General features: G+C 73.0%; 14 protein-coding genes. 5 read left to right on the plus strand and 9 right to left on the minus strand.

What is annotated here, in order from left to right; translation table 11 throughout:
• Position 1: 1 nt before the first annotated feature.
• The 6 genes from NYF13_RS02915 to NYF13_RS02940 form a co-directional block, all read right to left on the minus strand.
• Positions 2–550 (minus strand): NADH-quinone oxidoreductase subunit B family protein, encoded by a 549-nt coding sequence (locus tag NYF13_RS02915; RefSeq protein ID WP_315653938.1) that lies wholly within the window; start codon positions 548–550, stop codon positions 2–4.
• Positions 551–554: 4 nt separating this feature from the next.
• A complete protein-coding gene (locus NYF13_RS02920) occupies positions 555–968 on the minus strand; it encodes an NADH-quinone oxidoreductase subunit A (RefSeq protein WP_315657171.1) in 414 nt (137 codons plus the stop codon).
• A gap of 563 nt (positions 969–1,531) precedes the next feature.
• Entirely contained in the window at positions 1,532–2,821 is a 1,290-nt protein-coding gene (locus NYF13_RS02925; RefSeq protein WP_315653940.1) for a geranylgeranyl reductase family protein, read from the minus strand.
• Positions 2,818–3,522: a demethylmenaquinone methyltransferase gene (locus NYF13_RS02930; protein ID WP_315653941.1), complete on the minus strand. Its 705-nt coding sequence runs from the start codon at positions 3,520–3,522 to the stop codon at positions 2,818–2,820. The genes NYF13_RS02925 and NYF13_RS02930 overlap by 4 nt, the downstream gene beginning before the upstream one ends.
• Before the next feature lie 108 nt (positions 3,523–3,630).
• Complete coding sequence (locus NYF13_RS02935) at positions 3,631–4,734, minus strand: glycosyltransferase (protein ID WP_315653942.1); 1,104 nt, start codon at positions 4,732–4,734, stop codon at positions 3,631–3,633.
• 5 nt (positions 4,735–4,739) lie between these two features.
• On the minus strand, positions 4,740–5,858 hold the full coding sequence (locus NYF13_RS02940; protein WP_315653945.1) for a glycosyltransferase family 1 protein: 1,119 nt from the start codon (positions 5,856–5,858) through the stop codon (positions 4,740–4,742).
• A 165-nt stretch (positions 5,859–6,023) separates the two neighbouring features.
• Between NYF13_RS02940 and NYF13_RS02945 the strand changes: the two genes are divergently transcribed.
• Positions 6,024–6,860 (plus strand): inositol monophosphatase, encoded by an 837-nt coding sequence (locus tag NYF13_RS02945; protein WP_315653947.1) that lies wholly within the window; start codon positions 6,024–6,026, stop codon positions 6,858–6,860.
• 84 nt (positions 6,861–6,944) lie between these two features.
• Here NYF13_RS02945 and NYF13_RS02950 read toward each other — a convergent pair whose 3' ends face one another.
• The 3 genes from NYF13_RS02950 to menD form a co-directional block, all read right to left on the minus strand.
• Positions 6,945–7,415, minus strand: coding sequence for a DUF3592 domain-containing protein (locus NYF13_RS02950; RefSeq protein WP_315653948.1), 471 nt, complete (start codon positions 7,413–7,415; stop codon positions 6,945–6,947).
• A 62-nt stretch (positions 7,416–7,477) separates the two neighbouring features.
• Positions 7,478–8,995 (minus strand): M1 family metallopeptidase, encoded by a 1,518-nt coding sequence (locus tag NYF13_RS02955; RefSeq protein WP_315653949.1) that lies wholly within the window; start codon positions 8,993–8,995, stop codon positions 7,478–7,480.
• Between the two features lie 266 nt (positions 8,996–9,261).
• On the minus strand, positions 9,262–10,935 hold the full coding sequence (menD, locus tag NYF13_RS02960; protein ID WP_315653950.1) for a 2-succinyl-5-enolpyruvyl-6-hydroxy-3-cyclohexene-1-carboxylic-acid synthase: 1,674 nt from the start codon (positions 10,933–10,935) through the stop codon (positions 9,262–9,264).
• 138 nt (positions 10,936–11,073) lie between these two features.
• Between menD and NYF13_RS02965 the strand changes: the two genes are divergently transcribed.
• The 4 genes from NYF13_RS02965 to NYF13_RS02980 are packed head-to-tail and all read left to right on the plus strand — an operon-like array spanning position 11,074 to position 14,271.
• Positions 11,074–11,997: a 1,4-dihydroxy-2-naphthoyl-CoA synthase gene (locus NYF13_RS02965; RefSeq protein ID WP_315653951.1), complete on the plus strand. Its 924-nt coding sequence runs from the start codon at positions 11,074–11,076 to the stop codon at positions 11,995–11,997.
• Between the two features lie 38 nt (positions 11,998–12,035).
• The gene (gene menE, locus NYF13_RS02970; protein ID WP_315653953.1) at positions 12,036–13,178 is read left to right on the plus strand and encodes an o-succinylbenzoate--CoA ligase; all 1,143 of its coding nucleotides are present in this window, start codon (positions 12,036–12,038) and stop codon (positions 13,176–13,178) included.
• A 53-nt stretch (positions 13,179–13,231) separates the two neighbouring features.
• Positions 13,232–13,366, plus strand: a complete 135-nt coding sequence (locus NYF13_RS02975; protein WP_315653955.1) for a hypothetical protein — start codon at positions 13,232–13,234, stop codon at positions 13,364–13,366.
• A 35-nt stretch (positions 13,367–13,401) separates the two neighbouring features.
• Positions 13,402–14,271 (plus strand): 1,4-dihydroxy-2-naphthoate polyprenyltransferase, encoded by an 870-nt coding sequence (locus NYF13_RS02980; protein WP_315653957.1) that lies wholly within the window; start codon positions 13,402–13,404, stop codon positions 14,269–14,271.
• Positions 14,272–14,280 lie beyond the last annotated feature (9 nt).

Below are 14,280 nucleotides of genomic sequence, written 5' to 3' on the forward strand. Positions count from 1 at the left end.
CTCACTTCTTCGCGTACTTGATCGACGACGGGACCAGCTCGGTGCGCGCCCCGCTGGCGGCGCGGATCGCGGCGCGGCGGGCGTTCAGCGGCTCGTCCTGGATCTTGGCGTGCAGCTTGAGGATGGCGTCGAGCAGCATCTCGGGCCGCGGCGGGCAGCCGGGCAGGTACATGTCGACCGGTACGACGTGGTCGACGCCCTGCACCACCGCGTAGTTGTTGAACATGCCGCCGGAGGAGGCGCAGACGCCCATCGCCAGCACCCAGCGCGGCTCGGCCATCTGGTCGTAGATCTGGCGCAGCACCGGGGCCATCTTCTGGGTCACCCGGCCGGCCACGATCATCAGGTCGGCCTGGCGCGGGGTGGCGCTGAACCGCTCCATGCCGAACCGGGCGATGTCGTAGCGGGAGCCGCCGACCGTCATCATCTCGATCGCGCAGCAGGCGAGGCCGAAGGTGGCGGGCCAGAGCGAGTTCTTGCGCGCCCAGTTGACCAGTCCTTCGAGGCTGGCCAGCAGGATGCCGTTGGGGAGTTTCTCTTCGAGACCCATGGCTCTAGTTCCAATCCAGGCCGCCGCGCCGCCACACGTAGGCGTACGCGAACCCGACCGTAACGATGAACAGCACGATCTCCACCAGGCCGAACACACCGAGCGCGTTCGCGTTCACCGCGAACGGGTAGAGGAAGACCATCTCGATGTCGAACAGGATGAAGAGCATCGCCGTGATGTAGTACGCCACCGGCATCCGCCCACCGCCGACGACCGGCTGCGGCGAGGGCTCGATCCCGCACTCGTAGGCCGAGGTCTTGGCCTTGTTGTACCGGCTCGGGCCGACCATCGGGCCCAGCAGCACCGACAGCAGCGCGAACGCCGCCGCGAGGACGAACAACAGGACGAGCGGCAGGTACACCTTGAGACCGGGAGCATCCGCTCCCACGGTCTCCGCCTGCGCCAGCACGGGAGACATCAGCACGGGGTTTTCGCCATCCTTTCCGCGCCGCTGCGGGGTTCTTCTACGGGTGGTGGTCCGCTTCCTCGACGGCACCCTAAGGGAGCTGGGTCACACCGCCGAGGGTCAGGGCACCCTTACGGCCCGTGGCCGGTCCGGGTGGTGCTTGTGAAATAGTTCACAAGCCACTCGTCGTGGATGTGAAGCGGTTCACAGGCATAGGGGGAGTGTAGGACGCGAGTCACACGGTTGTCCCTAGGGGCCGTGGTATAAGGCTTACCTAACTAGATCGGACGGCCCCGGCGGGACTCGCCCGGGTGCGCTCTCGGGACCAGCGACAAGGGGTTCCCCCGGCCCTCCGGCGGCGGACATACCGGACCTGATCTTGTGACGTATCCCACCTGACCGGCCGGGCAACCACTGCTCCAGCCGAGTAGCCCGCCCCATGGCCAAGGCCCCCTCCACCGCGGGGGACGCGGTGGAGGGGGCCTTGATCGCCCCGGTCCGGCCGGGGTCGGCCAGCCGGTGCCCCGGGCTCGGCCAGCCGACAGCACGGGGCTCGGCGGCGCGGGGCCGGAGCTTCAGCGGGGGCTGGGTGTGGCGCGGGCCAGCGCGGCGATCAGGCGGTCGACGCCGTCGCCGCCCTTGGCGTCGTAGCAGCCGGAAAGTCCCTTGTACACCAACGGGAGGATCTTGTTGATCCGCAACCCGTACTTCGTCGCGGCGTGCATGACCTTCGGCTTCCCGATCAGCTTCGCGAACACGTTGCCGAGCCGGTAGTAGCCGCCCATCAGCTCGCCCACCGCGCGCGGGTAGCCCTCCAGCGCCCGCTCGCGCGAGGGGCCTTCGGCCCGTGCCAGCGCCTGCACCACGAACTCCGACGCGAGCTGCGCCGACTCCATCGCGGCGGAGATGCCCTCGCCGTTGAACGGGCTGACCATGCCGCCCGCGTCGCCGAGCAGCAGCAGCCCGTCGCGGTAGTGCGGGGTGCGGTTGAAGCCCATCGGCAGCCCGGCGCCGCCGACCTTGCCGATCGCGTTCTCCTCGCGGTAGCCCCACTCCTCGGGCGTCCCGTCGAGCCACTGACGCAGCAGCGCGCGGTAGTCGGTGTTGCGGAACGAGGCCGAGGTCGAGAGCATCCCGAGCCCGACGTTGACCGTGCCGTCGCCGAGCGGGAAGGCCCAGCCGTAGCCGGGCAGCAGCTTCGGGTCGCGCGGGTCCGAGCGGTCCCACAGCTCCAGGTGGCCCTCGATGAACGGGTCGTCGTGACGCGGGCTCTTGTAGTAGCGGCGCACGGCGACGCCCATCGGGCGCTTCTCGTTCTTGTCGATGCCGACGCTCAGCGCGAGCCGCGCGGAGACGCCGTCGCAGGCCAGCACCAGCGGCGCGCGGTAGTTGACCGGCGTCCGCTCGGGACCGACCTTCGCCTCGACCCCGACCACGCGCCCGGCGGCGTTGGTGATGGCGCTGGTCACGGTGGTGCGCTCGTACAGCCGGGCGCCGGCCTTCACCGCGGTCTTCGCCAGCAGGTCGTCGAAGTCCTGACGGGTGCGGGACACGCCGTAGGGCGGGTAGCTGGTGAGGTCCGGCCAGTCCAGCTCCAGCGTCAGCTCACCGGTGAGGATGCGCAGGCCGCGGCTGTGCACCCAGCCCGCGTCGGTGGAGGTGTCGATGCCCAGGTCGATCAGCTGCTTGACCCCGCGCGGGGTCAGCCCGTCGCCGCAGACCTTCTCCCGGGGGAACTCGGTCTTCTCCAGCAGCAGCACGTCGACACCCGCGCGGGCGAGGTAGGTGGCCGCGGTGGATCCGGCCGGTCCGGCGCCGACCACGATCACTTCGGCGTCGTGGTCCGGGTTGCGACGAGGGCTCATACCGCCGAGTTTAGAGAAGGCTTCTTGGCCCGATGAATCGCGACGACGCCAAAAGTGAGGTTCAGCCACTCCACCTCGGTCCAGCCGGCGCCGGCGACGATCTCCCCCAGCGCCCGCTGGTCGGGCCAGGCGAGCATGGATTCGGCCAGGTAGGAGTAGGCCTCGGGGTTGGTCGAGGACCGGCTGCCGACCCAGGTGAGCAGCTTGAGCACGAACCGCCGGTAGACGAACCGGATCGGTGCGAATGTGGGCGTCGACACTTCGCAGACGACCAGCCGCCCGCCCGGCCTGACCACCCGGGCGATCTCGACCAGCGCGGCCTTGGTGTCCACGAAGTTGCGCAACGCCAGCGAGATCGTCACGGCGTCGAAGGACTCGTCGGCGAACGGCAGGTGCAGCGCGTCGGCCGCGACCATCGGGACCTCGCGGTGCAGACCCGCCCGCAGCATGCCGACGGAGAAGTCCGCGGCCAGGCACCAGGCCCCGCCCCGCGCGTACTCCACCGTGGAGACCCCGGTCCCGGCCGCGAGGTCGAGCACCTTCTCCCCGCGCTGGGCGTCCAGCACCCGCGCGGTGGTGGTGCGCCAGCGCCGGTCGAAGCCGAACGTCATGAACGAGTTGGCCCGGTCGTAACCGGACGCGACACCGTCGAACATCGCGGCGACCTCGTGCGGATCCTTGTCCAAGCTGGCGCGTGGCATGCCCTGAACTCTAACCACGGCGGTGCGGGGGCCGGGGGCCGGTTCTGCGGAACCGGCCGGTCCGCGTGGGGGGTGAGGACGGTCCCGACCGGACCGCGCGCCCCCGGGTCAGCCGAGCGCGTCGAGCATTCCCCGCACCGAAGCCGCCCAGGCGAACTCCTCCGCTCGGGCCCGAGCGGCCGCGCGGCGCTGCTCCTCGGGGCGGTCGAGCAGGCCGGTGACGGCGGTGGCGAACGCGGGCGCGTGGTCGTCGACCGCGGCGCCGCAGCCCGGGGCGACGATCTCGCGCAGGGCCGAGGAGGCCGAGACCACCACCGGCGTCCCCGAGGCCAGCGCTTCCAGCGCGGCCAGCCCGAAGGTCTCGTGCGGGCCCGGCGCCAGCGACACGTCCGCGCTGGCCAGCAGCCGCGCGAGCTCCGTCCGCCCGGACAGGAAGCCCAGGAAGGTCACCGGCAGCCCGCGGGCCCGGCGTTCCAGCGCGCGCCGCCGCGGTCCGTCGCCGGCGATCACCAGCCGGACCCGCAGGCCCGAATCGGCCAGCTCGGCGACGGTGTCGACGCTGCGCTCCACGTGCTTCTCCGGCGACAGCCGTCCACAGTGGACCAGCAACGCCTCGTCCCGGCCGGCCAGGGAGAGCCGCCAGCCCTCGTCCCGCCTCGACGGTGCGAACGTGGCCAGGTCGACCCCCAGCGGGACGCGCCGGACGTTCGGCACCGCGATCCGGTCGAACTCCGCGCGGGCGAACGCCGTGGTGCAGACCACCGTGTCGTAGCCGGCCGCCATCCGGCGGTTGGCGGCGTCCGCGACCGCGCGCGCGATCGGCCCGGGCAGCAGGAACTGCTCCAGCAGCCGGTCGAGCCGTTCGTGCGAGATGACCGTGCTGGGCACGCCGTGGCGGCGGGCCCAGACCCCCATCCCCCGCAGCGTCAACCGGTCCGAGACCTCCAGCCGGTCCGGCCGCAGCCGGCGCAGCACGGCCCGGACCCGGTGCGGGTCCACCGCCCGGTAGCCACCGGTGCCGGGGATCCGCGGCGCGGGCAGCGAGTACCGGGAAACCCCGGTGGGCAGCCGCTCGACCGAGTACCGCGGGCCCGGCACGACCAGCGTGACCCGGTGCCCGCCGGCCACGTAGCCCGCGCCGAGGTGGTGCAGCGCGGTGCGCAGGCCGCCGGAGCGCGGTCCGTAGAAGTTCGCGAGCTGGACGATGTGCACGCCGCTCAGGCCGCGCGCGCGACTCGGCCCCGCACCTGTTCGTAGTGCCCGACGAGCTCGTGGCAGACCGCGGGCCAGGTGCGGCCCAGCACCACCTTCCGCGCCTTCTCCCCCAGCCGCACCCGCAGCGCCGGGTCACGCAGGGCGTTGACCTTCTCCACCAGCGCGGGCCCGAATTCGGCCCGATCGGCGGGCAGCAGGTAACCCGTGCGGCCGGGCAGCACCAGATCCTTCGGGCCGCCCGCGGCGGGCGCGAGCACCGGCCGCCCGGACGCCATCGCCTCCTGCACCGCCTGGCAGAACGTCTCGTGCGGTCCAGTGTGGACGAACACGTCGAGGCTGGCGTACGCGGCCGAAAGCTCTTCGCCGTACTTCGCGCCGAGGAACGCCGCACGAGGCAAGCGCTCACGCAGCGCAGGCAGCTCCGGACCGTCACCGACCACGACCAGCCGCACCCCCGGCACGTCGGCCAGCGCGATCAGCCGGTCGACCTCCTTCTCCGGCGCGAGCCGCCCGACGAAGCCGACCAGCAGCTCGCCGTTCGGGGCCAGCTCGGCGCGGAGCACGGGGTCGGCGTGCGCGGGCGAGAACCGCTCGATGTCCACGCCGCGGGCCCACTGGTGCACCCGGGGCACGCCGTGCCGCCGCAGTTGCTCGGCGGCGTCGGAGGAGGGCGCGAGCGTCCGGTCGGCCCGCGAGTGCACGCGGCGGACCCAGCGCCAGGCCGCGCGGGCGCCGATGCCGAAGCCGTACGCGGCGGCGAACCCGGCGATGTCGGTCTGGTAGACGGCGACGGTCGGCACCCTCAGCCGTCTCGCCGCGGCCAGCCCGCGGGCACCGACCACGAACGGCGACGCCAGGTGCACCACGTCCGGCCCGAAGCCGGCCAGCGCGGTCAGCACCGTGCGCGTCGGCAGCCCGATCGGCAGCGAGTGCACGCCGGGCACGTCGAAGGCGGGGATGCGGACGACCGGGGCGCCGCGGTAGGACTCCGGGCCCGGCCCGGGCGCCACCACGAGCACTTCGTGGGCACGGTCGGCCAGGTGCTCGACCACCCGCAGCACGGAGTTCGTCACGCCGTTCACCTGGGGCAGGAAACTTTCGGTGACTATGGCGACTCGCACCCGGCCACTGTCGCACCGGCGCGCGCGGGCCGGGCCAATCCCGCGTGACGCGCGAGCCAACGGTGTCCGAACACTGGCGGCACCGCCGCGCCGTCGGCAGATCGGACACCACATGTCATCTCAAGGTCGTGCTCCGTAAACCAGCGCCGCCCAGACTAAGCAGGCATGACCCTCTTGTCCTCCAGGCCGTCGCAGCCCGTGGAGCCGGGGCTGCTCTCGAGGGCGCTCGAGGTGGCCGGCCGGCTGGCCAACGACGCCACCGACGTGATCACCGCGACCGCCGGCCGAGGCGCCCGGCCTTCGACCCTGGACTCCCCCTTCGACTGGGTCACCGACACCGACCGCATCCTCGAACGCCACACCCGCCGGGTGCTGACCGCCGAGTTCCCCGGGATCCCGGTGGTCGGCCACGAGTTCGGCGCCGACCACGGCGCGGACGTGGCCGAGTACCGCTGGGTCGTCGACTCCGTGGACGGCACCGCCAACTACGTGGCCGGGGTGCCGTGGTGCGCCTACAGCCTGGCCCTGGTCGACGCGTCCGGACCGGTGGTCGGCGTGGTCGCCGACCCGTACCGCGCGCAGATCTACGCCGCCGCCCGCGGCCGGGGCGCCCGCGCGAACGGCAAGCCGATCCACCTGGCCGAACGCTGCGTGACCGCGGGCGCGATCGTCTGCACCGAGCTGGCCCGCAAGGGCCCCTGGCCGGGCATGGGCGGCTTCATCGAACGCGCGGCGGCCGCGCACGCCGGGGTGCGGGTGCTGGGCTCGGCGGCGCTGTCGATCGCGCAGGTGGCGCTGGGCCACGCGGCCGCGGCGGTGCTGCACAGCTACCACGAGTGGGACGTCGCGGGCTCGGTCGCGCTGGCCATCGAAGCGGGCGCCGTGGTGCTGGACCGGCACGGCGAGGACACGGCGCTGCCGACCGACGGCCTGCTGGTGGCCGCCCCGGGCGTCGCCGACGAGGTCCTCGGCTGGTGGCAGGAGACCGCGACGGTGGCCTGAGGCGGCCGGGGCCGGGCGGCGGCGCTCCCGGGCCCCGGCCGGGTTCGGTCGGGTTCGATCGACCGGCCGCGGTGCGGGCCCGGGTCAGGAAAGCGGCAGTGCGGCCGGCTCCGGGGCCGGGCGGGCGGCCCGGTCGCGCTTGATCAGCCGGCGCAGCCACCACAGCAGCGGCCCGGCGATCAGCCAGGTGAACAGGACGGTCGTGCCCAGCGGCAGCAGGGTCAGCGTGGCCGAGCGGCCGGCCACCCGGGCCAGGTCCGGGTCGGTCGCGTCGTACTCGATCAGCACGAGCTGGCCCGCGGACAGGCCGGACGGGTAGAGCACGCCGTTGGGCGGGCTGTGCACGATGCCGTCGGGGGTGCCGTACTGGATGATCGTGCGGTCGAAGGCGACCGACTCGACCGTGGCGTTGGCCGTGCCGAGGTGGGCTTCGATCGAGTCGTCGTTGCGGATCGCCGCGAACAGCAGGCTCACGCACATCACCGTGAGCAACGACGCGACCGCGAGAACGGCGGGCCACCCGATGCGCCTCGCCCGCACGCTTCTAGCCGTCACGGCGGTGAGTTTAGCCCCCAGGGGTGGCCGCACCGGGGTTCACCGGCGCGGCCACCCGCGGGTCAGGGCCGGCCGGCCGCGGCCAGCGACTGGTGGTTGGCCTGGATCTGGTCGTAGGCCTTCGGCTTGACCTGCGCGATCTTGCTCGCGAAGGACTTCGGCGCGGTCCCGTTCGGCCCGGTCGCCGGCTTGCCCTTGGTGAACAGCCAGGTCTGGAAGAACTCCCGCAGCGGCTGGCCCGAGACCTGCTCGGCCACGGCCTCGAACTCCGGGATCACGCCGCTCTTCCCGCCCTTGAGCACCTGCCAGCGCTTCAGCGTCGCGAAGAACGCGTCGTCACCGACAGTGGTGCGCAGGGCCTGCAGCGCCATCGCGCCCCGGTCGTAGACCGCCGCGTCGAACTGGTTCGCCTCGCCCGGGTCGCCCGGCAGGACCTGCCAGAACGGGGCGTCGGCCGGGTGGGTGTCGTACGCGTACTGCGCCAGCTCGGCCGTGGTGCCCTCGCCCTCGTGCTCGGCCCAGAGGTACTCGGCGTAGGAGGCGAAGCCCTCGTTCAGCCAGATGTCGCTCCACTTGCCGAGCGAGACGTTGTCGCCGAACCACTGGTGGGCGTTCTCGTGCGCGATCAGCGTGGTGTTGGCGCCCGCCAGGAAGTTCTTCAGGCCGTAGGTGGGCCGCGTCTGGTTCTCCAGCGAGAAGCTGATCCCGCTGGTCACCACGCCGCCCTCGGCCTCGAACGGGAACGGGCCGAACTGCGTGGCCAGGAACGCGTCGACCTCCGGCGTCCGCTCGACGCTGGCCTTGGCGGCGTACAGCGAGTCGCCGAGGTCCGAGCCGTAGGCGGTGATGAACGGCTTGCCCTCCGGCGTGGTCGACTGGTTCACCTCGTACGGGCCGATCACCAGCGAGGTCAGGTAGGTGGCCTGCGGTTTCGTGCTGCGCCAGTTCCAGCGCGTCCAGCCGGCGCGGCTCTGCGACTTGCGCACCAGGTTGCCGTTCGACACCACGGCGTTGCCGTCCGGTGCCTCGACCGACACGTCGTAGGTCGCCTTGTCGGTGGGGTGGTCGTTGGACGGGAACCACCAGGCGGCGCTCTGCGGCTCGTCGACCCCGAGCGCGCCGAAGGAACCCTTCTTCCACGCGTTGAGCGTGCCGATCTTCGCCGTGGACGGCGTGTCGGAGTAGGCCACGACCACGGTGGTGGTCTGCCCCTTGGCCAGCGGCACCGCCGGGGTGACGACCAGTTCGCCGTCGCCGCCGGAGTTGGTGAACTGCGCGGGCCGGTTGCCGACCAGCACGCTGGAGGCCTTGAGCGCGAAGTCCAGGTCGAACCGCGAGAGGTCCTGGGTGGCGGTGAGCAGCAGCGTGGTCGTGCCGGACAGCACGTCGGTGGCCGGCTGGTAGCTGAGCCGGATGTCGTAGTGCAGCACGTCGGTCCCGCCGTTGCCGGCGTTCGGGTAGTACGGGTCGCCGACGCCGGGGGCGCCCGGCGCGGGAGCCGCGCCCGCGACGTTGGCCAGCAGCACCGACGCCATTCCGGCGGCGAGCACACCGAGGCCGGCGCGAATTCTGACACGCATGTGATTCCTCCCAAAGGTGATCAGCGCGCTCGAACGTAGCCAGCTCGCGAAGCCCGAGATACAGCCGAAGGAAGGTTTCTTACCCGCTGGGAACCGCTCGGGGCCGGGGAATTTCCGGACGGACCGGGGAGTTGCCCGGCGGATTCCCACCGGGTGAGCCGGACGACCGGGCGGCCGGGCGACCACTGAAGCAACCGGCCGGCCCGGTCCACCCGCCGCGCCGCGGTCAGGCGGTCAGGCGGTCAGGCGGTCAGGCGGTCGGGCGGTCAGGCCGAACGCACCGCCGCCGCCACCGCCGCGCGGAGGCGGCCGTGCAGTTCGCGGTGCCGGGTCCGGTCGACGCGGACCTCGACCACCCGCAGCCCCGGCGCCGGCTTCAGCGCGGCGCGGAACTCGGTCATCGTCTCGGCGATGACGTGCGGCACGCGGTAGCCCGCGCACAACGCGCCCAGGTCGGCGCCGTGCGGGGTGCCGAACACCCGCTCGAAGCTCGCGCTGTACTCGGGCGCGCCCTGCTCCAGCAGCGAGAAGATGCCGCCGCCGTCGTCGTTGAGCACCACGAAGGTCAGGTCCGGGCGTTGCTCGGCCGGCCCGGTGAGCAGGCCGTTCGAGTCGTGCAGGAAGGTCAGGTCGCCCACCAGCGCGTACGACGGCGCGCGGTGCACCATGGCCGCGCCGATGGCCGTGGACACGGTGCCGTCGATGCCCGCGACCCCGCGGTTGCGGTGCACCAGCACGTCCGGGCGCAGCCGTCCGGCCAGCGCGACGTCCCGCGTCGGGTTGGACGAGCCGACCACCAGCAGCGCGCCGTCGGGCAGCGAGTCCACCAGCTCGGTCGCCACCCGCAGTCCGCTGGGCCACGGCTCGGCCGCCAGCGCCTCGGTGACGGCGCCGGCCGCGGCCGCGTCGGCGCGCTGCCAGCTCGCCAGCCACTCCGGGTCGGCCGGTTTCGTCGGCTCGGCGAACCACTGGCCGACCTGCCGCACGTTGTGCGCGGGCGCGGGCCAGTCGGAGTCCGGGCGGACCAGCAGCACCTCGACCGCCGGATCGGACAGCACCCGCTGGACCTGCCGGAACACCGTCGGACGGCCGAGGCAGAGCACCTGCTCCGGCCGGTGCTTGGCGATGAACTCCTCGACCCCCAGCAGCCACGCGCCGGCCGGGATCGCGGTCGAGCCGGACAGGCCGAGGCCGCCGGTCTCCGACACCACGGGCCAGCCGTGCTGCTCGGCCCACTCGCTGGCCGCCTGCACGCCGGTGTCGCAGGCGATCACCAGCCCGTGCCGCGCCGAGGGCACCACGGACGAGGGCAGGGCGCCGAAGTCGGGCAGCTCGGTCCAGCGCTCGCCGCCGGGGCGGCCTTCGAGTGACTCGTACCACTCCTGGTCGTCGAGGTCGGGCACCAGCGGGTCGCGGAACGGGATGTTCAGGTGCACCGGCCCGCAGCGCCACTCGCCGTACGCGGCGTTCCAGGCCCGGCAGATCTGGCTGCGCCAGTACGAGTTCTGGCCGGCCCGGCGCTCGGCCACGGCCAGCTCGTCGAAGTAACGCACGGCGTTGCCGTAGAGCTGGTACTGGTCGATCACCTGGCTCGCGCCGGCCGCGCGCAGTTCCGGCGGCCGGTCGGCGGTCAGCACGACCAGCGGCACACCGGCGCGGTCGGCCTCCAGCACGGCGGGGTGGAAGTTCGCCGCCGCGGTGCCGGAGGTGCACACCACGGCCGCGGGCCGCCCGGTGCGCGCGGCGATGCCGAGGGCGAGGAAGGCGGCGCCGCGCTCGTCGATGCGGACGTGCAGCCGCAGCCGCCCGGCCGCGGCCGCGTCGTACAGCGCGATCGACAGCGGCGCGTTGCGCGAGCCGGGGCAGAGGACCACGTGGGAGACGGTGTTGCGGACGAGCTCGTCCACGATCACCCGGGCCTGCGCGGTGGACGGGTTCACCGGCACGCCCCGGAGGCGTCCAGCCCCGCCGACGTACTTACTTCCGCGGAGGCGGCGTCCAGCCCCGTCGACGTATTTACTTCCGCGGAGGCGGCGTCCAGCACAGCAGAAGTGTCCACAGGTCCTATTCTCCCAAACGTGGATGACGCCCGAGTTTCCGAGCTGTTCGATCCGGCCGCGTGGACCGAGGTCGACGGTTTCGACTTCACCGACATCACCTACCACCGCTCCACTGAAAGCCGCTCCGGCAAACGGGTGGTCCGGGTCGCGTTCGACCGCCCCGAGGTCCGCAACGCCTTCCGGCCGCACACCGTCGACGAGCTCTACCGCGCCCTGGACCACGCGCGGATGAGCCCGGACGTCGGCTGTGTCCTGCTCACCGGGAACGGACCCTCGCCCAAGGACGGCGGGTGGGCCTTCTGCTCCGGTGGTGACCAGCGTATTCGCGGAAGGTCCGGGTATCAGTACGCGAGCGGGGAGACCTCCGACACGGTCGACCCGGCGCGGGCCGGGCGGCTGCACATCCTCGAGGTGCAGCGGCTGATCCGGTTCATGCCGAAGCCGGTCGTCGCCGTGGTGCCGGGCTGGGCCGCGGGCGGCGGGCACTCGCTGCACGTGGTGTGCGATCTCACCCTGGCCTCGGCCGAGCACGCGCGGTTCAAGCAGACCGACGCCGACGTCGGCTCGTTCGACGGCGGGTTCGGCTCGGCCTACCTCGCGCGCCAGGTCGGGCAGAAGTTCGCCCGCGAGATCTTCTTCCTGGGCCGCGAGTACAGCGCCGAGCAGATGCAGGCGATGGGCGCGGTGAACGCCGTGGTGCCGCACGCCGGGCTGGAGGCCGAGGCGCTGGAGTGGGGCTGGGCGATCCTCGGCAAGTCGCCGACCGCGCAGCGAATGCTGAAGTACGCCTTCAACGCGATCGACGACGGACTGGTCGGCCAGCAGCTCTTCGCCGGGGAGACCACTCGGCTGGCCTACATGCAGGATGAGGCGGTGGAGGGCCGCGACGCGTTCCTGCAGAAGCGCGAACCGGACTGGTCCGGCTACCCGTACTACTACTGACCCCTCGGTGAGGGGTCAGCCGGCTGGAGGTTTCGCTCGTGCGCGTGGTGTGGCTCGACGGGAGCGCGGACGCGGTCGCCGCCCTGGACGCGGCGGTGGCCGAGGCGCTGGACGGTGGCGAGGCGGTGCTGCCGCTGAACGCCGCCGACCCGTCGGCGTCCGCGCTGCTCGCCGGTATGGCCCCCGAAACGCCGGTGGAACCGGGGACGGCGGTGGTGATCGCCACCTCCGGCTCCACCGGGGCGCCGAAGGGCGTGCTGCTCTCGCCGTCCGCGCTGACCGCCTCGGCCCGGGCCACGCACGACCGGCTCGGCGGGCCCGGCCGCTGGCTGCTCGCCACGCCCGCGCACTACATCGGCGGGCTGCAGGTGCTCGTCCGCGCCCGGCTGGCCGGCCGGCGGGCCGCGTACCTCGTCGGCGAGGGCTTCCGTCCGGACGATTTCGCCGCGTCCGCCGCGCCGGTGCTCGCTTCCTCGGGACCGGCCTACACGGCGCTGGTCCCGACCCAGCTCGTCCGCTTGCTCGACGACGGCGGCGCGGGCCTCGAAGCGGCGCGAGCCTTCGACGCGATCATCCTGGGCGCGGCGGCGACGTCGCCGAAGCTGCGTACGCGAGCGGCTGAGGCGGGCGTCTCGATCGTGCCCGCGTACGGCATGAGCGAGACCGCCAGCGGCTGCGTGTACGACGGCGTCCCCCTGGACGGCGTCCGGGTGGAGCTCGACCCCGAGGACCGCGTCCGCATCTCGGGTGCCGTGCTGGCCCACGGCTACCGGCTCGCCCCCGGGCTGACCGCCGAATCGTTCGGCGACGGCTGGTTCCGCACCTCCGACCGCGGCCGGATCCACCCCGACGGCCGGGTCGAGGTGCTGGGCCGCGCGGACGACGTGATCAACACCGGCGGCGTGAAGGTTTCCGCCGCCGCCGTGGAGCGGGTGCTCGGCGGCCAGGCCGGGGTCCGGGACGCCTGCGTGGTCGGCCTCCCGGACCCGGAGTGGGGTGAGGCGGTGGTCGCGCTGGTCGTCGCCGACGGCGTGGCCGACGGCCCCGGCCTGCGCGCCGCCGTCCGCGCGGAACTGGGCCCGGCGGCCACGCCGAAGCGCCTGGAGTTCACCGCGGAGCTGCCCTTGCGCGGCCCCGGCAAGGTCGACCGCGGCGCGGTCAAGGCCCTCCTCACGTCCTGATCCGGCCCGGGGGTCGTTGACAGGGCGCCGGTGCTCGCGTTTGGCTGGCCGGCATGACGAGATGGACGAAAGCGGTGGTCGCCACCGTCGGGGTGGTGCTGGGCCTGGTGGTCGCCGCGGGAGCCGCTTCGGCCGACGACGACCCGTCGAGCGGAACCCTCACCTGGCAGTTCGGCGCGGGTTATTGACCGGTGGATGATCGTCGTGGAGTTGAATGACGTCCATGGCGACGATGAGTGAATGGATCGAAGGCGCCCGCCCGCGGACGCTGCCCAACGCGATCGCCCCCGTGGTCGCCGGGGTGGGGGCCGCGATCGCCCTGGACGCGTTCTCGTGGTGGCGTTCGCTGCTCGCGCTGCTGGTGGCGCTGTCGCTGATCATCGGGGTGAACTTCTCCAACGACTACTCCGACGGCGTCCGGGGCACCGACGAGCACCGCGTCGGACCGCTGCGGCTGGTCGGCTCCGGCACCGCCGACCCGAAGGCCGTGCTCCGCGCCGCGCTGGGCTGTCTCGGCCTGGCCGGGGGGCTGGGCCTGGTGCTGGTGGCGCTCACCGGCCACTGGTGGCTGCTCGTCGTGGGCGCGCTCTGCATCCTCGGCGCCTGGTTCTACACCGGCGGCAAGAAGCCCTACGGCTACTACGGCCTCGGTGAGCTCGCCGTCTTCGTCTTCTTCGGCCTGGCGGCGGTGCTCGGCACCACGTACGTGCAGGCGGGCCGCGTCAGCTGGGCCGCGCTGGGCTGCGCCGTCGCCGTCGGCTGCTTCTCCATGGGCGTGCTCACGGCCAACAACCTGCGCGACATCCCGACCGACCTCGAGTCGGGCAAGCGCACCCTCGCCACCCGTCTCGGCGACCGGGGCACGCGTCGGATGTACCTGACGCTGATCACCGTGCCGTACGTGATCACCGTGCTGCTCGGCCTCGGGCACCCGCTGACGCTGATCGCGCTGGTCACCGCGCCGATGCTGCTCAAGTCGGTCAAGGCGGTCGGCGGCGGGCAGCACGGCCGGGCCCTCATCCCGGCCCTGCGCGACACCGGGCTGGCCATGCTGGCCTGGTCGGTGCTGACCGCCGTCGCGCTGAGCGTCTGAGCCCGGCCC

Origin of the sequence: Amycolatopsis sp. PS_44_ISF1 (genome assembly GCF_032335455.1) — a bacterium.
Classification (GTDB): domain Bacteria; phylum Actinomycetota; class Actinomycetes; order Mycobacteriales; family Pseudonocardiaceae; genus Amycolatopsis.

What these genes read in the sequence shown, in the direction of transcription:
- NYF13_RS02915 (WP_315653938.1), bottom strand. Translation starts at nt 550, where the DNA reads ATGGGTCTCGAAGAGAAACTCCCCAACGGCATCCTGCTGGCCAGCCTC.
- NYF13_RS02920 (WP_315657171.1), bottom strand. Translation starts at nt 968, where the DNA reads ATGTCTCCCGTGCTGGCGCAGGCGGAGACCGTGGGAGCGGATGCTCCC.
- NYF13_RS02925 (WP_315653940.1), bottom strand. Translation starts at nt 2,821, where the DNA reads ATGAGCCCTCGTCGCAACCCGGACCACGACGCCGAAGTGATCGTGGTC.
- NYF13_RS02930 (WP_315653941.1), bottom strand. Translation starts at nt 3,522, where the DNA reads ATGCCACGCGCCAGCTTGGACAAGGATCCGCACGAGGTCGCCGCGATG.
- NYF13_RS02945 (WP_315653947.1), top strand. Translation starts at nt 6,024, where the DNA reads ATGACCCTCTTGTCCTCCAGGCCGTCGCAGCCCGTGGAGCCGGGGCTG.
- NYF13_RS02955 (WP_315653949.1), bottom strand. Translation starts at nt 8,995, where the DNA reads ATGCGTGTCAGAATTCGCGCCGGCCTCGGTGTGCTCGCCGCCGGAATG.
- NYF13_RS02975 (WP_315653955.1), top strand. Translation starts at nt 13,232, where the DNA reads ATGACGAGATGGACGAAAGCGGTGGTCGCCACCGTCGGGGTGGTGCTG.
- NYF13_RS02980 (WP_315653957.1), top strand. Translation starts at nt 13,402, where the DNA reads ATGGCGACGATGAGTGAATGGATCGAAGGCGCCCGCCCGCGGACGCTG.